Origin of the sequence: Arenimonas oryziterrae DSM 21050 = YC6267 (genome assembly GCF_000420545.1) — a bacterium.
In the GTDB taxonomy this organism is placed as follows: Bacteria; Pseudomonadota; Gammaproteobacteria; order Xanthomonadales; family Xanthomonadaceae; genus Arenimonas; species Arenimonas oryziterrae.
The window spans coordinates 205226-222870 of sequence record NZ_ATVD01000001.1; the positions used below are offsets into that span (position 1 = coordinate 205226).

Consider the following 17645-nt stretch of genomic DNA (forward strand, 5'->3'; position numbering starts at 1 on the left):
ATCTTCCTCGGATTGGCCTAAGAAGAGGCTCCGAGAGCCGCCAATTTGCTGAGGCCGGCCAGCCAGGCCTCACCCGCCGGGCTACGGGACTGCAATCGGGCCCGGCGGCCGGCGCCGGACAGGTCCAGGGCAATGTCCAGGTCCGCCGGCGGCAGGCTCTCGCCGCCCCGTTCGGGCCACTCCACCAGCCAGAGCCGGGCCTGCGCCGCGAGGTCGTCTAGCCCCAGAAAATCCAGCTCCCCGGACTCGGCGATGCGATACAGGTCCAGATGCGCGGCCTCGCCCGCCGGCAATACATAGCGCTCGACCAAGGTGTAGGTCGGGCTCTTGATCGCGCCGCTCACGCCCAACTCGCGCAGCAAGGCGCGCGCCAGCGTGGATTTGCCCGCGCCCAGTTCGCCGCGCAGATACGCGATCGCACGCTCGGGCAGCGCGCGCGCCAGCTGACGCCCGAGCAGATCGGTGGCCTCGGCATCGGCGAGAAACATCTCGAGCGTCATTCCGGATTCGCCATGCGCCGCAGATGCGGAAACAGGTCGGACGGCAGCAGGCCGCGTTCGCCGTCGACACGCGCCGCGATGTCGCCGGCCGCGCCGTGCAGCAGCGCGCCGAACACCGCCGCATCGAATCGCGACAGATGCTGCGCATGCAGCGCGCCGATCACGCCGGTCAGCACGTCGCCCATGCCGCCTGTGGCCATGCCGGGATTGCCGGCATCGATGACGGCGGTGATTTCTCCCGGCGCACCGACGAGGGTGCCGGCGCCTTTGAGCACGATCACGCAGGCGAATTTTTTCACCAGCGCATCGACAGCCGCGTAGCGATCGGCCTGGATCTGGTCGTTGCTGCAGTCAAGCAGGCGCGCCGCTTCGCCCGGGTGCGGCGTGAGAATCGCCTGCGGCAATTCGCGCGGATGCAGGGCGAGCAGATTCAATGCATCCGCATCGAGAATCAGCGGCTTGCCCGACAGCGCGGCGGTTTCGAACAGCGAGCGCCCCCAGGGTCCCTGCCCCAGGCCCGGGCCGACCGCGAGCACGTCGGCTTTGCGGATCAGATCGTGCAGAGCGTCGGCGTCTTCGACGGCATGCGTCATCGCCTCCGGTCGCGCGGCAACGAGCGCGGCGACGCCTTCGCGACGGGTCGCCACGCTTGCCAGGCCCACGCCCGTGCGCAGCGCCGCTTCCGCGCATAAACGCACGGCGCCGCCCATGCCGACTTCGCCGCCGACGCAGAGCAGATGCCCGTACTCGCCCTTGTGCGCATTGGCATGCCGCGGCGCGAGGCCGGCGGCAAGATTTTCCGCGCGGTACAGGCGCGCCTGCGTGTCGAACCCTTGCAGGACATCCGCTGGCAGGCCCAGGCCATCGATGAAGACCTCGCCGACATAGTCGCGCGCCGGCCCGGTGTGCAGGCCGCGTTTGCCGGCGATGAAACTCAGCGTCGCCTGCGCGCGGATCGCCACGCCCTCGGCATTGCCGCGATCGGCATCCAGTCCCGAGGGCAGATCGAGCGCCAGCACGGGCAGTCGCGTCGCATTGATGCGTTCGATCATCGCCTGGGTCGCGTCGCCGGGCGCCCGCGTCAGACCCAGACCGTAGATCGCATCGACCCAGATTTCCGCCGCGGGCAGGTCGCCATCGAAGATACGCGTCACGCCGCCGGCCGCACGCCAGTCGCGCGCGCAACGCTGGGCATCGGGCGTCCGCGGATCGGCACCGGGCGCGACCAGCACCTGCACACGACAGCCCGCGGCTTTCGCCAGACGCGCGAGCACATAGCCGTCGCCGCCGTTGTTGCCCGGCCCGCAGGCGACCGCGATGCTGCGTGCCTGCGGCCAGCGCTTGCGCAGCAGGGCCCACGCCGCGGCGCCGGCGCGACCCATGAGTTCGTAGCCGGACAGACCCAGCTCGGTCAGCGCACGGCGGTCCATGTCGCGAACCTGGGCAGGTCGATACAGCGGGAGAGGCAAGTTCATCGGTCAATTCTATACTTGCGCCATGCCCAACCTGCCCGCCCTCGCCGAAGACATCAAACGCTGGGGCCGCGAACTGGGCTTCCAGCAGGTCGGCATCACCGGCATCGAGCTGGCGCCCGATGAGGGCCATCTGCAGGACTGGCTGGAACAGGGCCAGCACGGCGAGATGGACTACATGGCGCGCCACGGCGACAAACGTTCGCGCCCGGCCGAACTGCAGCCGGGCACCCTGCGCGTGGTCAGCGTGCGCATGGACTACGGCACCGGCGAAGACGAGGAAGCCTGGCGCACGCTCGCGCAGGGCGAGCGCGCCTACGTGGCCCGCTACGCCCTGGGCCGCGACTATCACAAGGTCATGCGCAACCGTCTGCAGAAACTCTCCGACCGCATCGCCGACGCGATCGGACCGTTCGGCTATCGCGTCTTCGTCGACTCCGCGCCCGTGCTCGAACGCGCGCTCGCGCGCAACGCCGGCCTGGGCTGGATCGGCAAGAATGCCTGCGTGATCAACCGCAACGCCGGCAGCTGGTTTTTCCTCGGCGAAATCTTCATCGACCTGCCCGTGCCCGTCGACACACCGGCGAGCGCGCACTGCGGCACCTGCACGCGCTGCATCGACATCTGCCCGACCCAGGCGATCATCGCGCCCAATCGCATCGATGCGCGCCGCTGCATCAGCTATCTGACCATCGAACTCAAGGGCTCGATCCCGGAAGAGTTCCGCGCGGCGATCGGCAACCGCATTTTCGGCTGCGACGATTGCCAGCTGATCTGCCCCTGGAACAAGTTCGCCACGCGTTTCGACGAACCGGATTTCCGCGCGCGCAACGACCTCGATCGCGCGACGCTCGTGGAGCTGTTCGCCTGGACGGAAACGGAATTCCTGCAGCGCACGGAAGGCTCGGCGATCCGCCGCACCGGCTACGAAGGCTGGCTGCGCAATATCGCGGTCGCGCTGGGCAATGCACCACGCAGCGCGGAAGTGCTTTCGGCGCTGGAATCACGCCGCGAGGATGCCTCGGAGATCGTGCGGGAGCATGTGGCGTGGGCGCTTGCGCATTCCACGCAGAAAGACTGACGCGCCTCGATGGGACCACGCCCACGAACTAGCGCCGCGCGCGAATCTCGTCGAGCAAGGCGCGCGTCACCGGATCGTGGATATCCGCGCCGGCGGTGCCTGCCAGCGCCGGCAGCAACTGGTTGGCAATGCGCTTGCCCAGCTCCACGCCCCACTGATCGAAGGCATTGATGCCCCAGACGACACTTTGTACGTACACGCTGTGCTCGTACATCGCGATGAGCGCGCCGAAGGATTCGGGCGTGAGTTCGTCGAGCAGGAACAAGGTCGAAGGTCGGTTGCCCGGATAGCGCTTCTGCGCATCGGCATCCTCTGCGCCATTGGCGAGCGCTTCGCCTTGCGCGAGCAGATTGGCGAGCAGCGCCTCATGGCTTTCCGCATACGAATGCGCAGGCCGGACTACGCCGACGAAATCCGAGGGCACGGTGTCCGTGCCCTGGTGCAGTGCCTGGAAAAAGCTGTGCTGGCTGCTCGTGCCGGTACCGCCCCACAGCATCGGCACCGTTGCCACGGGCGCCGGCGTGCCGTCGGGACGCACGGATTTGCCGAGGCTCTCCATGACCAACTGCTGCAGATACGCCGGCAACAACGCCAGGCGCTCGTCGTAAGGCATCACCGCATGCGTGTCGAAGCCCAGGCCATTGCGGTTCCAGATCACCGACAGCGCATGCCAGACGGCGAGATTGTCGGCGAGTGGCGCCGACAGCACGTGCGCGTCCATCGCCGCTGCACCCGCCAGCAAGCGCTTGAAATGCTCGCCGCCGATCGCGATCGCGACGACGAAGCCCACCGCCGACCACAACGAATAACGTCCGCCGACCCAGTCCCACATTGGCAGCACGCGTTCGGCTGGAACACCGAAGGCCGCGGCTTTCGGGACATTGGCGGTGACCGCATACAGACGATCATCGCTGCCGAGCCAGTCTTTCAGGATCGCGCCATTGAGCAGGGTTTCCTGCGTGCCAAAACTCTTCGAAACCAGCACCACCGCGGTGCGCGCCGGATCGAGCCCGCGCAGCAGGTGCTGCACCGCACTGGCATCGGCATTGTTGAGGAAATGGATGCGCTGACGGCCATCGGAAAAATCGCGCAGCGCATCGACCGCCAGACGCGGACCCAGATCGGAACCGCCGATACCGACATTGATGATGTCGGTGATCTGGCTGTCGCGAAGGCGCTCCGCCATCGCCAACATGCGTGTCTGCGTGGGCAGGACTTCGCTGCGCGCTGCGCGGGCCGCCTCGCCCTGCCCCAGATCGGAGCGAAGTGCGGTATGCAAGGCCGGTCGCGCCTCGGAGACATTGACCTTCTCGCCGTCGAACAGGGCACGAAACGCGGCGGGCACGCCGGCTTTCTGCGCCAGATCAAGCAGGACCGCACGCGCGGCAGCGTCGTAACGTTGCCGGGCGAAGCTGGCGTATACGGGGCCGACGCGCAACGAGAATTCGCGCGCACGATCGGCGCGGGAGGTGGTGAGCTCGCTCAACGGCGTCTGGATCAGACGCGCTGCTTCGACGCTCAGTGCCTGCCAGTCAGGGTCGATCCGCATGAAAAATCCGGGGCTGAAGTTGATCCGAGTCTAACCGGCGGACGTGACCGGCGCTGCCGCCGTCCGTCACGCGATGTCGAATTCCAGGTTGTCGATCAGCCGGGTGCGGCCCAATCGCGCGGCAATCAGGGCCAGCAGGCCCTTTTCGTCGCTGGCGCGCGGGCGCGACAGGTCGCTGCGGCGGATTTCCGCGTAGTCGACCGTGAATCCGGCCATTTCCAGGCGCTGGCGCGCCTCGGCCTCGATGCCGCCCGGCGGCATGCCCAGCGCTGCCTGGTCGCGCATGAAACACAGGGTCTGGTAGATGAAGGTGGCCGTCTGTCGCTCTTCGCCCTGCAGATACTGGTTGCGCGAACTCATCGCCAGACCATCGGTCTCGCGCAGCGTCGGCGCCGGCACGATGCGCACGGGGAAACTCATTTCCGTGGCCATGTACCGGATCACCTGCAACTGCTGGTAGTCCTTGCGCCCGAACACCGCGACATCCGGCTGCACCATGTTGAACAGGCGCGCGACGACCTGCGCGACGCCGTTGAAGTGACCGGGCCGATGCGCGCCGCACAGGATGTCGGTGATGCCGGGAACGTGCATCTGCACGCAGCCCATCGTGCCGAACGGATACATTTCCTCCACGCTCGGCAGCAGCAGCGCGTCGCAACCGGCGCCACGCAGTCCGTCGATGTCGGTGTCGGGCGTGCGCGGGTAGCGCGCGTAGTCCTCGTTCGGACCGAATTGCGTGGGATTGACGAAGATGCTCGCGACGATCTTGTCGGCATGCTGCCGTGCCAGCTCGACGAGCGCGAAATGACCGGCGTGCAGGTTGCCCATCGTCGGCACGAAGCCGACGCGCAATCCCGCGCGGCGCCAGTCGCCGATCTGCCGACGCAGGTCGGCCACTTTGCTGAAACTGAGCATCAGTCGTATCCGTGTTCGGCAGTGGGGAAGGCGCCGGACTTCACCGCGTCGACGAAGGCGCGGATCGCGCCGTCGATCGAGCCGCCCTGCTCCAGGAAATTCTTCACGAAACGCGGCCGACGGTGCCCGGAGTTGATGCCGAGCAGATCGTGCAAGACCAGGATCTGGCCATCGCAATCGGGACCGGCGCCGATGCCGATGGTCGGAATCGCGAGGCTGCGGGTGATTTCGGCAGCGAGCGCACTGGGTACGCATTCGAGCACCAGCAGGTCGGCGCCGGCGTCCGCGACCGCGTGCGCGTCGGCGAGCAGCTTTTCCGCCGCCGCTTCTTCACGCCCCTGCACCTTGTAGCCGCCCAGGCGCAGTACCGATTGGGGCGTCAGACCCAGGTGCGCACAGACCGGAACATCGCGCTCGCTGAGGAAACGGATGCTGTCGAGCAAGGCGCCCGCACCTTCGAGCTTGACCATGCTCGCGCCGCCTTCGGCGAGCATCGCGGTCGCGGCGTCGATCGCGCGATCGGGCGTGGCATAACTCTGGAACGGCATGTCGGCGATGAGCAGGGCAGACTTCAGACCGCGCGCCACGCAGGCGCTGTGATAGACGATGTCCGACACGGTCACCGGCAGCGTGCTGGCGTGGCCCTGCACGACCATGCCGAGGGAATCGCCGACGAGCACGACGTCGATGCCGCAGGCGTCCATGGTGCGCGCGAAGCTGGCGTCGTAGGCGGTCAGCGAGGCGATGCGCTGGCGCTCGGCTTTCATCTGCCGCAGCTTGGGCACGGTCAGGGCGGTGCGCGTGGTCTTGGTATCCGTTGCGGCGTACATGCGTGGCCCGAGGCTCGTGGATCCGGAAAGTCGCTTACGTTACCGCGTGGACGCCATCGGTAGCCACCATCGTCAGCAAGGCATCGACGCGCCCGCGACCGGGAATTTCCAGCGACGGGGCGATTTCCGCCAAAGGCACCAGCACGAACGCCCGCTCATGCAGGCGCGGATGCGGCAGGTGCAGACCGGGCTCGTAGACGGTCTGGTCGCCGTAAACGAGCAGGTCGAGATCGAGCGAACGCGGTCCCCAGCGGTCTTCCTCGCTGCGCACGCGGCCGAAGCGCTGTTCGATACTGAGCAGGTGATCGAGCAGCACGCGCGGCACCAGGCGCGATTGCAGTTCGACCACGGCATTGAGGAAATCGGGCTGGTCGGTCCGGCCCCAGGCCGGCGTCCGGTAGAACGCCGACTGCGCGCGCACCGAGGTCTGCGGCAATTCATCGAGCGCGAAAATCGCTTCGTCCAGCGTTTCCGCCGACTCGCCCAGATTGCTGCCCAGGCCGACGAATACACGTACCGGCGGATCGGGCGGCAAGGTCATTCGGGCGTTCCCGCAGCAGGCGCGGCTCCGGCACCCGGCGGCTTGCGCCGGCGGCGGCGACGCTTCTTGGGCGCATCGCCGACACTGCCTTCGACGTAGTCGCTCTCGATCTCGCCTTCCCCGCGATCGCCGCGTGCGGACTTGCCGGGCAGGCGCTCGGCGAGCTGCTCGGGCGACTGCAGCTGCGCCTCGCGCCAGAAGACGACGTCATCGGCGACTTCCGGCGATCCGGATTGGCGCAGTTCGAGGAAATCAAACGCCGCGCGGAAGCGCGGATGCGCGAGCAGGCGGAACACGCGCTTGCGCACGCGCTGGGTGAAGCGCGGTTGCAGCAACCAGATTTCCTGCATCGGCAGCGAGAACCGGCGCGGCAACGCGATGCGTTCGGCCTGGTGCAAGGTCACGCGATCGGCGGCGCGCTGCTGCGCGACCAGCGGATCGGTGCCCGCTTTCTGCAGGACCGCGAGTTCGCGGCAATACGCAGGCCACAGCAGCGCGGCGAACAGGAAGGCCGGCGTGACCGGCTTTTCGTCGGCGATGCGCTGATCGGTATTGCGCAGCGCCTGGATCACCATCGTGCGCAGGGCGCCGCTGCGATTGGTGATCAGGGCTTTCGCCGTTTCCGGGAACAGCACCGGCAACAGACCGTTCTTTTCCAGCGCGAGGAAACTCTTTTCGGCGTGCCCGGCGAGGAACATCTTCAGGCATTCGTCGAACAGGCGCGCCGGTGCGGCGCCCGACAGCAGCGGCGCCAGGCGCGCGATCGGCTCGGCCGCGGCCGGGTCAATCGAGAAATCAAGCTTCGAGGCCAGGCGAACCGCGCGCAGCATGCGCACCGGATCTTCGCGATACCGCGCTTCCGGATCGCCGATGAGCTTGAGCACGCGCGCCTGCACGTCCTCGAAGCCGCCGACGTAGTCGCGGACGGAAAAATCCTCGACGGTGTAGTACAGCGCGTTCGCGGTGAAGTCGCGGCGGATCGCGTCGTCCTCGATCGTGCCGTAGACGTTGTCGCGCGACAGGCGGCCTTCGTCGACGGTTTCGCGATCGCCGCTGCCATCGTCGGCATTCGAACGGAAGGTGGCGACTTCGATGATCTCGCGACCGTAGACCACGTGCGCCAGACGGAAGCGGCGACCGATCAGACGGCAGTTGCGGAACAGCGACTTGACCTGCTCGGGCGTCGCATCGGTGGCGACGTCGAAATCCTTCGGATGTCCGCCAATCAGCAGGTCGCGCACGGCGCCGCCGACCAGGTATCCCTGGAACCCGCCTTCGCGCAGGCGATACAGCACCCGCAACGCATTCGGACTGATGTCCTTGCGGGAGATGCCGTGCGCGTCGCGCGGCACGATGCGCGGGACGAGCTTGAGGGGTGAGGTGGTTTCCGTCATGGGATCTCGAGGCCGGAATCCTTCCGGCCGGGCGGAGCCGCAGGCAAAGCCTAGGCGGCGGGCAAGTGAGCCGCTATACTAGCCTCTGCCATCGGCGCAATCCATGCGCTCCCTTCGTCTAGTGGCCTAGGACATCGCCCTCTCAAGGCGAGAACACGAGTTCGAACCTCGTAGGGAGCGCCAACGCCCTTCTCCCGTCGGACGCAACATGCCCTTCGTCGTTACCGAGAACTGCATCCGCTGCAAGTACACCGACTGCGTCGAAGTCTGCCCGGTGGACTGCTTCCACGAAGGTCCCAACTTCCTGGTCATCGATCCCGACGAGTGCATCGATTGCACCCTGTGCGAGCCCGAATGCCCGGCCAAGGCGATCTATCCCGAAGACGACGTGCCGGCCGGCCAGGAAAACTACATCGCGCTCAATGCCGAGCTGGCCAAGGCCTGGCCGGTGATCACCACGCGCTCCGAACCTCTGCCCGATGCCGCCGAATGGGATGGCAAGACCGGTAAGCTCGACCAGCTCCAGCGCTGAATTCCACGGAACGCAGACCAACTCCACGGAACGCAGACCAACAAAAAGGGCGCCATCGGCGCCCTTTCTGCTTTGCGGCGACGGCAGGCTTAGAGCTTGCCGCGCACCTGGGTCAGCAGTTCCGCCGCCGGACCGGAGGTCATTGGCAGGCCGTCGGCGCTGATCGCGCTGACGCGGCTCTGACCGCCGCTGGCTTCCACGCGGATCAGGAAATTGACCTCGCGATAGCTCACGTCGTAGCTGGTGATGGCTTCCGCGCGCCCGGTGATGGTCGCGCCATCGATGCCTTCCAGCGCGCTGCCGACCCGGCCCCAGACGGCCTTGGTGTCGCCGTCGACGAGGAATCCACCGGTGTTGGCCGGGCTATGCGGGCCACCCAGCAGGGAGGCGGCCGGCAGGGCCGTGGCACCGGAGGTATCGGGCACATCGAGGTCCGGCGGCACTTCCAGGGGACGGTTCTCGACGCTGGTGGCGTAGGAATTCTTGTTCGAACGGCTCTTGAGCCAGCCGCAGCCGGTCGCGGAGATCATGGCCAGGGCCACGAAGGCGACCAGCACGGGACGGGTGTAACGACGGACGGAAATCATCAGTTGCTCCTGCGGAATGAGGCGGGCGGCCAGGCCGCGGATTGAGTAGACAGTAGACCAGTCGGCAAAGTTCGTCACGACAGGCCCGATTCCAGCCGCGTGCAGAGGGTAGCCATGGCGTCGGCGGCGGCGCCGTGCGCGGACGACAGCGTCGTCAGCGGCAGGCGCAGGCCCTCGCCGATACCCAGGCGCTGCAGCAGCGCTTTGAGCGGAATGGGATTGGATTCGATACCGAGGAAGTCGTACAGCGGCGCCAGACGCGCATCGAGTGCCGCCGCCTCATCGCCCTTGCCGGCGCTGACCAGACGGCACAGCTGCGCGAATGCGGCAGGAACCGTGTTCGACGCCACCGAAATCACGCCGACCGCACCGCCGCGCATCGCGCGCACGAAGGTCGGATCGTCGCCGCTGAGCAGGGCGAAATCGGCCGAACCCAGCGGATACAGGGCGTTCCAGCGCGCTTCGTCGCCGCGCGCTTCCTTGAGACCGACGATATTGGCGTGCGTGCACAGCTGCGCGACGGTGTCCGGCTGCAAATCGCAACCGGTGCGCCCGGGCACGTTGTAGAGCACGACGGGCAAGCCACCTTCTTCGGCAACGGCGGTGTAATGCGCGAACAAACCCGCCGGCGTCGGACGCACATAGGGCGGCGTGACCACGAGCGCGAAGCCGGCCCCGCCATCGCGTGCCAGGCGCGTCTGGGCGATTGTCTTGGCAGTGTTGGACTGGCCGGTACCGGCAAGCACGAGCATGCGCCCGTCGATGTGCTCCACCGCCGAGCGCAGCAGGCGGCTGAACTCCTCGTCCGACAGCGCGGCAGCTTCGCCGGTCGAACCGGCGACGACCACGCCACGCGTGCCGCCGGCGATCTGCCGGTCGAGCAGACGCCGCCATGCGGGAAAATCGATCTCGCCCGACGCCGTGAACGGGGTCGCCAGGGCCGTGATGCTGCCTGAGAGGTGCAAGGGAGTGGCCTTCAGAAATCCATGTGCGATGTTACTTGCGGGGGGAAAGCGGCGGCAAGTATGCTGGCTTGGCATTTCAGGCGCGAAACCCTCCGCGCCGCCGCTGGAACATCGCATTGACCGACGCTGCCGCTCGACCCGCTGCCAACGAAAACCACCTGCTGATCAGCGCATACACCACGCATCCGCAGTCTCCCCTGCTGGCGGTCACCCGTCGCATCGCTGATTCCGGCTGCAATATGGTCGACGCCCGGCTGTCGACGGTCGGTCGCGACGTGTCCGTGATCGCGCTCGCGGTCGGTTCCTGGGACGCGGTCGCCAAGCTCGAAGCCCAGCTCACGCGGCTCGAGCGCGAGGAAGGTTTCAAGCTCGTGTGGTACCGCACCGGCCCCAAGCCGATGCAGTCCAACCTGCTGCCCTACATCGTGGAAGTCGTCGCCGCCGACAAACCCGGCATCCTGTTCCAGCTGGCCGATTTCTTCGACCGTCAGGGCATCACCATCGAAACCCTGCAGAGTTCGCGCTACCGGGCGATGCAGACCGGCGCCGAGATGTTCACCTGCCAGGTAACCGTCGGCATCCCGGCGAACATGCACATTGCTGCACTGCGCGACGATTTCATGGAGTTCTGCGATCACCTCAACCTTGACGCCATCATGGATCCGATGAAATTCTGAGCGCGAATGCCCGAACGCCTATCACCCGCCCTCGCCGATCCGCCCGTCCGTCGTCACGGACACCCAGCCGCCCTCCGCTTCGGCTGCCTGCAATGACCGTCCCTCGTTTTCACCCCACCCGCCGTCTCGCCATGCGAGCCACGGCGGCATATCGCTGTCCCTCTGTCAGGAACCATCAATGACCAGAAGCAAGCGCATCTATGTGTTGGACACCAATGTGCTGATGCACGACCCGACTGCGCTGTTCAAATTCGAGGAGCACGATGTCTTCATACCGATGATGGTCCTGGAGGAGCTCGACAACGGCAAGAAAGGCCATTCCGAAGCCAGCCGCAACGCCCGCCAGGTCAGCCGCTTCCTCAACGAGCTGATCGAGGCGCACGGCAGCAACAATCTCGACGGCGGTGTGTCGCTGGCGCCGCCGAAAGGCCTGCAACTGCGCAGCGCCGAGAGCGTCGGCAAGCTGCTGTTCCAGCTCAAGCCGGTCGAAACCGGCAAGCGTTTCGGCACCGTCATGCCGGACAACCTGATCCTCGGTTCGATCCTGCAACTGCGCGAGGACAATCCCGGCATCCCGGTCGTGCTGGTGTCCAAGGACATCAACCTGCGCATCAAGGCCTCGATCTGCGCCGTGCCGGCCGAGGACTACGAAAACGACCGCGCGCTGGACGATTTCAACCTGCTGTTCACCGGCGCGACCGAACTGCCCGGCGATTTCTGGGAACGCCACGAAGGCAACCTGCGCTCGTGGACGGAAAAGGGCCGCACCTTCTACGAAGTGCGGCGCATGCCCGACGACGGCTGGTACGCCAACCAGTTCCTGTACCTGCCGGGTGAGGACGAAGTCGAACTCAAGGTCGCCAAACTCGATGGCGATCGCGCGATCCTGCAGATCGTCGACGACTATCGTTCGCACCAGCACCAGGTCTGGGGCATCAACGCGCGTAACCGCGAACAGAATTTCGCCTTCAATGCGCTGATGGATCCGGAAATCGATTTCGTCACCCTGCTCGGCACCGCCGGCACCGGCAAGACCTTGCTGGCCCTGGCCGCCGGTCTCGCACAGACGATGGACGTGCAGCGCTATCGCGAAATCATCATGACCCGCGCGACGGTCAGCGTCGGCGAGGACATCGGTTTCCTGCCCGGTACCGAAGAGGAAAAGATGACGCCGTGGATGGGCGCGCTGACCGACAACCTCGAAGTGCTCACGCACACCGACGACCACGGTGCCTGGGGCCGCGGCGCAACCAATGACCTGCTGGCGAGCCGCATCAAGATCCGCGCGATGAACTTCATGCGCGGCCGCACCTTCCTCAACCGCTGGGTCATCGTCGACGAGGCGCAGAACCTCACGCCCAAGCAGATGAAAACCCTGATCACGCGCGCCGGCCCGGGCACGAAGATAATCTGCATGGGCAACGTCGAACAGATCGACACGCCCTACCTCACCGAAACGACCTCCGGCCTGACCTACGCCGTGGACCGCTTCAAGAACTGGGCACACAGCGCGCACATCACCTTGCGTCGCGGCGAGCGCTCGCGCCTGGCCGACTACGCGTCGGAAGTGCTGTAGTTCCATGGCCGAGCGGCTGGCCACGTGGGTCTGGGTCGGCGCCGCCGCCCTCGCCTGCGTGGCCGGCATCGTCAATGTCGTCGGCTTCCTGGGCTATCAGCACCAGGCCATCACGCATCTCACCGGCAATACCAGCCTGCTCGCGGCCGCGCTCGTCGACGGCGATGCCCTCGGCGCCAGACATCTGTTCGGCGCGTTGGCGGCGTTTGTCGGCGGTGCGATGCTCAGCGGCCTGATCATCCAGGACAGCACCCTGAAACTCGGCCGGCGCTACGGCGTGGTGCTGACGCTCGAATCGCTGCTGCTGCTGGCGGCGGTGCCGCTGTTCCAGCGCCAACAACCGGCCGGCGCCTTGTGTGCGGCGATGGCCTGCGGACTGCAGAACGCGATGGCGACCACGTACAGTGGCGCGATCGTGCGCACCTCGCACGTCAGCGGCATGTTCACGGATCTCGGCATCATGCTCGGCCACGCGCTGCGCGGCATGCCGGTGGCACGTCGACGGCTGGGCCTGTGCACGCTGGTGATCGCATTCTTTTTTTCCGGCGGCCTGCTCGGTGCCTGCTTGTTCGCGCGTTATCAGTACGCCGCCCTGTATCTGCCGGCGGCGCTGACCGGCATCACCGGCCTGGCCTACGTCGCGTATCGCCAACGGCAACGTTTGCGCGAGGGTTCCGGGTCATGAGCAACCAGCGGCGTGCGATCTGCGCGCTGACCATTGCCGGCTCCGATTCCGGCGGCGGTGCCGGCATCCAGGCTGATCTGAAGACATTCGCGGCGCATGGCGTGCACGGCCTGTCGGCGATCGCGGCGCTGACGGCGCAGAACACCCGGGCCGTCACTGCGGTGAACGTTCCGCCGACGGCCTTCCTGCACGCACAGATCGACGCCTGCTTCGATGACTTCCGCATCGGCGCCGTGAAGCTGGGCATGCTCGCGAATGCGCGTGTCATCCACGCCGTCGCCGATGCGCTCGAACGCCATCGGCCGAAACACGTCGTGCTCGATCCGGTCATGGTCGCCAGCTCCGGCGCGCGCCTGCTCGATCCTGCGGCGCTGAACGCCCTGCGTTCGCGCCTGATACCACTCGCCACGGTGATCACGCCGAATATTCCCGAAGCCGAATTGTTGCTCGGTCACACCATCGTCAGCGGCGCGGACGCGGACCGGGCCTTGGCCGAGTTGCGCGCGCTTGGCGCGCGCGCGGTGCTGCTCAAGGGCGGGCACCTCCAAGGGCGCGAGATGACCGACCGTCTCGATGACGGCCGTCGTCGCCACGCGTTCGTGCATGCGCGACTGAAGGTCGAAGGCCACGGCACCGGTTGCACGCTGGCGTCGGCGATTGCAGCGCAGCTCAGCCTGGGGCAGTCACTCGCGGGAGCCTGCGCGGCGGCCGCGGACTATGTGCATGGTGCGCTCGTGCACGCATCGCGACCGGGCAAGGGCAAGGTCGCCGTGCTCGATCATTTCTGGAAACTTCGCGGCTGACCAGGAAAAGGGCGCCATCGGCGCCCTTTCTCTTGCGACAGCGGAAGCCTCAGTTGCCGGTCGCTGTGACGTTCGCGGTCACGGTGAAGGTGACCGTGGCGCCGCTGGGCAGCGTGGGAATGACCAGACCGCCGCCTTGTAGCAGGACCACCGTCACTGTCGCCGGGCAGACCGCACCACCCGTCGTGCCGGAACAGACGACGCCGGTGACGCTCAGACCGGTCACCGCCGGATCGGCGAGCACGGCATTGTTCGCACTGCTCGGGCCCAGATTGCTTACGACCAGGGTGTAGGTCGTGGTACCGCCGGCCGTCACGTTGCCCGTGCTGTCGGTCTTGGTCACGCGCAGGTCGGTGCTCGTGGTGATGCGCACGCGCGTGACATCCGGAATCGCCGTGCCGTCCTCCGGCTGGTTGACCACGTCGCCGGGAATGAGCGCGCCGTTGTTGTCGGTCGTGATCGCCGCGCCGAGGCCGGTCGCAGTTCCGCTGCCCTGGTTGTCGAGATTGCCCGAGATGTTCGCGTTGACTGTGGCGTCGATGTTCGCAGTGATGGTGGCGCCGGCAACCAGGGATTGCGCCGCAGCGAGCAGATTGCCGCTGCCGGCGTAGCCGCCAAGCGCGGTCGCGCCCGTCACCGACAGGCTGGAGAACGTCAGACCAGCAGGCAAGGTGTCGGCGATCTGCACGTTCGTCAGCGTCGTCGCACCCGCCGGCAGCGAATAGCTCAGCGAATAGCGCAGCGTATCGCCCGTCGACGGGCCGGTCGGCGCGAGATCGGTGAGCACGCTGACGGTTTTCACTGGGCACAGCACGGCCACCGACGCGGTCGCGCTGTTGGGCTGGAACACATAGCCGGCATTACCCGCCACGCTGGTGCCCTCAGCGAGCGCATCCGCGCCGGTACCGGTCGCGGTGGTCGCGACGGTAGCGGCATTGCTCGACAGCGTCTGGCAAGACGCGCCGGCCGACGCCAGCACGGTATTGATCGTGTAGGTCAAGGAACCACCGACCGGCATCGCGGCCGTCGTCGGCAGCGCACCCGAGCCGCTCGCGGCGGAACACGTCGCGCCCCCGGCGGCGACGCAGGTCCAGGCTCCGAGGGTCAGGCCGGTCGGCGTATCGGACACGGTGACGGCGCTGACGTCGTGCGCGGTCAGCGGTGCAAGCGTGAGCACGCTCGGCGTGACATTGCTGTAGGTCAGGGTGAAGACGGCCGCCGCCCCGAGACCGCCAGCGGCGACGTTCGAGGTCTTGGCCACGCGCAGATCGACGTCGTCATCGATCAGGGTATAGGTCGACGTCGTGCGGCCCGCGCCGCCGCAAGTGGCGATCGAGCTGATGTTGTAGGTGGCGCCGGCGTTGACCTGGAAGGTGATCGTCTCGTTGTTTTCGATGATCGCTTCGTTGGTCACGGTGATCGGCAACGCGAACGAACTGGCGGTGACGCCGTCGTAGTTGCCGGCGGGAATCGTCATCGTGAACGCCGCGACGCCGGTGGGCGTTGTGTAATCAGTGCCGAGCGTCGCCGTGCCACCGGTGACCGTGATCGCGACGACGACACCGCCCACCGGCACGATGCCCGAGACATTGATGCGCGGCAGACCGGTGCCCACGGCTTCACGGCCGGAGGACGCGGCAGCTTCGAACTCCACCACCGGACGCAGCGTGACCACGAATTCGTCGAGGAAGTTGCCGGAGGTGATGCCGCCTGCCGCCGACACCGCGGTCAGCGCCAGACGATTGACGCCGCCCGCGCCCGTGTAGACGAAGGTGCCCTGGTACTGGCGCCAGCCATTGCCGGCGAGCGCGTTGGCGCCGAGGACTGTGCTCGGTCCGGCGACTGGCGCGGCAGACGCCGTGCCATTGGAAGTCGTGGATACGCGCACGATCTGCTGGACGAGCGCGCCGGCGGTGCTCAGGACCTGGAAGTCCATGACGTCGCCGGTGGTCGTGCTGCTGCGGCCGCGATGCAAGAAACTGTAGGAGCCGCTCTCGCCGTTGACCAGGCAAACGGTCTGGTACTGGGTCGCGGCGCTGTTGGAATTGAGCTCGGCGTATTGGTTGCCCGCGCCGGTCGCGGTCGCCACGCCATTGAAGCCCGTGGTCCACATTTCGATGACCGGTCCGGGCGTGGTCAGCGCCGGCGGGATCGTGCAGCCGCCGAAGACGGTCCAGGCCGTGGTCGGCTCGGTCGTGTTCCAGCCGGGAATGAACTGGTCGGGGATCCAGTACGCGCAGTTCGCCGGCAGCACCGGCGTTTCGAAACCGGAATTGAGGAATGAGCGCTGGATCTGCGCCTGCGCCGTGCTCGATACGAACAGACCGAGCAGCATCGACAGCGTGACCCATGCCATGGCCCGCCACAGGCGCAGACCGCGATTGAAAGCCTTGAAGCCCATGCCCTGTTCCCCGCGGCGCAAGCCGCTCAGTCTTGCCTGTCGCGCATCATGCCCTGTTCCGGGGGTCTTTCGGACCGGTTTGCCGGTCGCCAGGCGTCCGGCGCCGGTCCGTCTCAGGCACCCAGGCGCGAGGCGATGGCCGCCGCGAACGACATCGTCGTGCCCTGGCCGCCGAGGTCCGGCGTCAGGTTGTCCTTGGCCTGCAGGGTCTGGACGATCGCGTTGCGCAGACGCCGCGCCTCGTCGACCTTGCCCAGATGGTCGAGCATCTGGCCCGCCCCCAGCAGCAGGGCGCAGGGATTGGCGATGCCCTTGCCGGCGATGTCCGGCGCGGACCCGTGCACGGCTTCGAAAATCGCGGCATCGGTACCGATGTTCGCCCCCGGCGCCAGACCGAGCCCGCCGACCAGGCCGGCGCACAGATCGGAAATGATGTCGCCGAACAGGTTGGTGGTCACGATGACGTCGAACTGCTCGGGCTTCATGACCAGCTGCATGCAGGTGTTGTCCACGATCATCTCGTTGCACTGGATGTCGGGGTACTGCGCGGCGACTTCCCGCGCGACCTTCAGGAACAGACCCGAGGTCGACTTGAGGATATTGGCCTTGTGCACGATGGTGACTTTCTTGCGACCGACCTTGCGGGCGAGATCGAAGGCATAGCGCACGATGCGCTCGGAGCCCTTGCGGGTGATCTTCTGGGTCAGCAGGGCGGTCTCGCCGTCGGCGGACAGACTCTGGCCTTCGCCGATGTAAGCGCCTTCGGTGTTCTCGCGCACGGTGATCAAATCGATCGCTTCGTAACGCGACTTGGTGTTGGGGAAGCTGATCGCCGGACGCACGTTCGCGTACAGGTCGAAGCGCTTGCGCAGCTCGACATTGATCGAAGAGAACCCTTCGCCGACCGGCGTGGTCAGTGGACTCTTGAGCGCGATGCGGTGCTTGCTGATCGCGGCCAGGGTGGCGGCCGGCAGCAGTTCGCCGTGCTTCTCGTAGGCCACCAGGCCGGCATCGACGAAGTCGTAGCTCAGGCCGAGGTTGAGCTGGTCGAGCACATGCAGGGTGGCGTCCATGATTTCGGGGCCGATGCCATCGCCACGGATAACCGCAATCGTCTGAGTCATAAAGGCTTGTTCT

17 protein-coding genes and 1 tRNA gene are annotated in these 17645 nt (G+C 66.7%); 7 read left to right on the forward strand and 11 right to left on the reverse strand.

Features of this window, described 5'->3' with window-relative positions; translation table 11 throughout:
• Nucleotides 1–17 precede the first annotated feature (17 nt).
• Nucleotides 18–500: a tRNA (adenosine(37)-N6)-threonylcarbamoyltransferase complex ATPase subunit type 1 TsaE gene (tsaE, locus tag G467_RS0100935; RefSeq protein ID WP_022967860.1), complete on the reverse strand. Its 483-nt coding sequence runs from the start codon at nt 498–500 to the stop codon at nt 18–20.
• Nucleotides 497–1975 (reverse strand): bifunctional ADP-dependent NAD(P)H-hydrate dehydratase/NAD(P)H-hydrate epimerase, encoded by a 1479-nt coding sequence (locus G467_RS0100940; RefSeq protein WP_022967861.1) that lies wholly within the window; start codon nt 1973–1975, stop codon nt 497–499. The genes tsaE and G467_RS0100940 overlap by 4 nt, the downstream gene beginning before the upstream one ends.
• A 22-nt stretch (nt 1976–1997) precedes the next feature.
• Between G467_RS0100940 and queG the strand changes: the two genes are divergently transcribed.
• Complete coding sequence (queG, locus tag G467_RS0100945) at nt 1998–3053, forward strand: tRNA epoxyqueuosine(34) reductase QueG (protein ID WP_022967862.1); 1056 nt, start codon at nt 1998–2000, stop codon at nt 3051–3053.
• A 28-nt stretch (nt 3054–3081) separates the two neighbouring features.
• Here queG and pgi read toward each other — a convergent pair whose 3' ends face one another.
• The 5 genes from pgi to pcnB form a co-directional block, all read right to left on the reverse strand.
• Nucleotides 3082–4602, reverse strand: a complete 1521-nt coding sequence (gene pgi / locus G467_RS0100950; protein ID WP_022967863.1) for a glucose-6-phosphate isomerase — start codon at nt 4600–4602, stop codon at nt 3082–3084.
• A gap of 66 nt (nt 4603–4668) precedes the next feature.
• Nucleotides 4669–5520 carry a pantoate--beta-alanine ligase gene (gene panC, locus G467_RS0100955; protein WP_026802230.1) on the reverse strand — a complete coding sequence of 284 codons (852 nt, stop codon included), beginning with the start codon at nt 5518–5520 and terminating at the stop codon, nt 4669–4671.
• Nucleotides 5517–6347, reverse strand: a complete 831-nt coding sequence (panB, locus tag G467_RS0100960) for a 3-methyl-2-oxobutanoate hydroxymethyltransferase (protein ID WP_022967865.1) — start codon at nt 6345–6347, stop codon at nt 5517–5519. Before panB ends, panC begins: the two co-directional genes overlap by 4 nt.
• Before the next feature lie 34 nt (nt 6348–6381).
• Nucleotides 6382–6888 (reverse strand): 2-amino-4-hydroxy-6-hydroxymethyldihydropteridine diphosphokinase, encoded by a 507-nt coding sequence (gene folK / locus G467_RS0100965; RefSeq protein ID WP_022967866.1) that lies wholly within the window; start codon nt 6886–6888, stop codon nt 6382–6384.
• Nucleotides 6885–8282: a polynucleotide adenylyltransferase PcnB gene (pcnB, locus tag G467_RS14930; protein ID WP_022967867.1), complete on the reverse strand. Its 1398-nt coding sequence runs from the start codon at nt 8280–8282 to the stop codon at nt 6885–6887. The genes folK and pcnB overlap by 4 nt, the downstream gene beginning before the upstream one ends.
• Before the next feature lie 107 nt (nt 8283–8389).
• Between pcnB and G467_RS0100975 the strand changes: the two genes are divergently transcribed.
• Together G467_RS0100975 and fdxA are read left to right on the forward strand one after the other, a co-directional pair.
• Nucleotides 8390–8465, forward strand: a tRNA-Glu gene (locus tag G467_RS0100975).
• Between the two features lie 25 nt (nt 8466–8490).
• Complete coding sequence (gene fdxA, locus G467_RS0100980; RefSeq protein WP_022967868.1) at nt 8491–8814, forward strand: ferredoxin FdxA; 324 nt, start codon at nt 8491–8493, stop codon at nt 8812–8814.
• An 89-nt stretch (nt 8815–8903) separates the two neighbouring features.
• On the opposite strand, the gene G467_RS0100985 is transcribed toward fdxA, so the two are convergent.
• Both G467_RS0100985 and dapA read right to left on the reverse strand, forming a co-directional pair.
• Nucleotides 8904–9401, reverse strand: a complete 498-nt coding sequence (locus G467_RS0100985) for a hypothetical protein (protein WP_026802232.1) — start codon at nt 9399–9401, stop codon at nt 8904–8906.
• 74 nt (nt 9402–9475) lie between these two features.
• Complete coding sequence (gene dapA / locus G467_RS0100990) at nt 9476–10366, reverse strand: 4-hydroxy-tetrahydrodipicolinate synthase (protein ID WP_022967870.1); 891 nt, start codon at nt 10364–10366, stop codon at nt 9476–9478.
• Nucleotides 10367–10482: 116 nt separating this feature from the next.
• Between dapA and G467_RS0100995 the strand changes: the two genes are divergently transcribed.
• The 4 genes from G467_RS0100995 (at nt 10483) to thiD (ending at nt 14107) form a co-directional block, all read left to right on the forward strand.
• Nucleotides 10483–11043: a glycine cleavage system transcriptional repressor gene (locus G467_RS0100995; protein WP_022967871.1), complete on the forward strand. Its 561-nt coding sequence runs from the start codon at nt 10483–10485 to the stop codon at nt 11041–11043.
• A 178-nt stretch (nt 11044–11221) separates the two neighbouring features.
• Nucleotides 11222–12619: a PhoH family protein gene (locus G467_RS0101000; RefSeq protein WP_022967872.1), complete on the forward strand. Its 1398-nt coding sequence runs from the start codon at nt 11222–11224 to the stop codon at nt 12617–12619.
• 4 nt (nt 12620–12623) lie between these two features.
• Nucleotides 12624–13304: a YoaK family protein gene (locus G467_RS0101005; RefSeq protein ID WP_022967873.1), complete on the forward strand. Its 681-nt coding sequence runs from the start codon at nt 12624–12626 to the stop codon at nt 13302–13304.
• Complete coding sequence (gene thiD / locus G467_RS0101010; protein ID WP_022967874.1) at nt 13301–14107, forward strand: bifunctional hydroxymethylpyrimidine kinase/phosphomethylpyrimidine kinase; 807 nt, start codon at nt 13301–13303, stop codon at nt 14105–14107. The genes G467_RS0101005 and thiD overlap by 4 nt, the downstream gene beginning before the upstream one ends.
• A 49-nt stretch (nt 14108–14156) precedes the next feature.
• Here the strand turns inward: thiD and G467_RS0101015 are convergent, their stop codons facing one another.
• Together G467_RS0101015 and G467_RS0101020 are read right to left on the reverse strand one after the other, a co-directional pair.
• Entirely contained in the window at nt 14157–16508 is a 2352-nt protein-coding gene (locus G467_RS0101015; RefSeq protein ID WP_022967875.1) for a beta strand repeat-containing protein, read from the reverse strand.
• A gap of 113 nt (nt 16509–16621) precedes the next feature.
• Nucleotides 16622–17632, reverse strand: a complete 1011-nt coding sequence (locus tag G467_RS0101020; protein WP_022967876.1) for an isocitrate dehydrogenase — start codon at nt 17630–17632, stop codon at nt 16622–16624.
• Between the last annotated feature and the right edge of the window lie 13 nt (nt 17633–17645).

Coding starts and splice junctions, on each gene's coding strand:
- tsaE (WP_022967860.1), bottom strand. CDS start 500: ATGACGCTCGAGATGTTTCTCGCCGATGCCGAGGCCACCGATCTGCTC.
- G467_RS0100940 (WP_022967861.1), bottom strand. CDS start 1,975: ATGAACTTGCCTCTCCCGCTGTATCGACCTGCCCAGGTTCGCGACATG.
- queG (WP_022967862.1), top strand. CDS start 1,998: ATGCCCAACCTGCCCGCCCTCGCCGAAGACATCAAACGCTGGGGCCGC.
- pgi (WP_022967863.1), bottom strand. CDS start 4,602: ATGCGGATCGACCCTGACTGGCAGGCACTGAGCGTCGAAGCAGCGCGT.
- panB (WP_022967865.1), bottom strand. CDS start 6,347: ATGTACGCCGCAACGGATACCAAGACCACGCGCACCGCCCTGACCGTG.
- folK (WP_022967866.1), bottom strand. CDS start 6,888: ATGACCTTGCCGCCCGATCCGCCGGTACGTGTATTCGTCGGCCTGGGC.
- pcnB (WP_022967867.1), bottom strand. CDS start 8,282: ATGACGGAAACCACCTCACCCCTCAAGCTCGTCCCGCGCATCGTGCCG.
- fdxA (WP_022967868.1), top strand. CDS start 8,491: ATGCCCTTCGTCGTTACCGAGAACTGCATCCGCTGCAAGTACACCGAC.
- G467_RS0100985 (WP_026802232.1), bottom strand. CDS start 9,401: ATGATTTCCGTCCGTCGTTACACCCGTCCCGTGCTGGTCGCCTTCGTG.
- G467_RS0101000 (WP_022967872.1), top strand. CDS start 11,222: ATGACCAGAAGCAAGCGCATCTATGTGTTGGACACCAATGTGCTGATG.
- G467_RS0101005 (WP_022967873.1), top strand. CDS start 12,624: ATGGCCGAGCGGCTGGCCACGTGGGTCTGGGTCGGCGCCGCCGCCCTC.
- thiD (WP_022967874.1), top strand. CDS start 13,301: ATGAGCAACCAGCGGCGTGCGATCTGCGCGCTGACCATTGCCGGCTCC.
- G467_RS0101015 (WP_022967875.1), bottom strand. CDS start 16,508: ATGGGCTTCAAGGCTTTCAATCGCGGTCTGCGCCTGTGGCGGGCCATG.
- G467_RS0101020 (WP_022967876.1), bottom strand. CDS start 17,632: ATGACTCAGACGATTGCGGTTATCCGTGGCGATGGCATCGGCCCCGAA.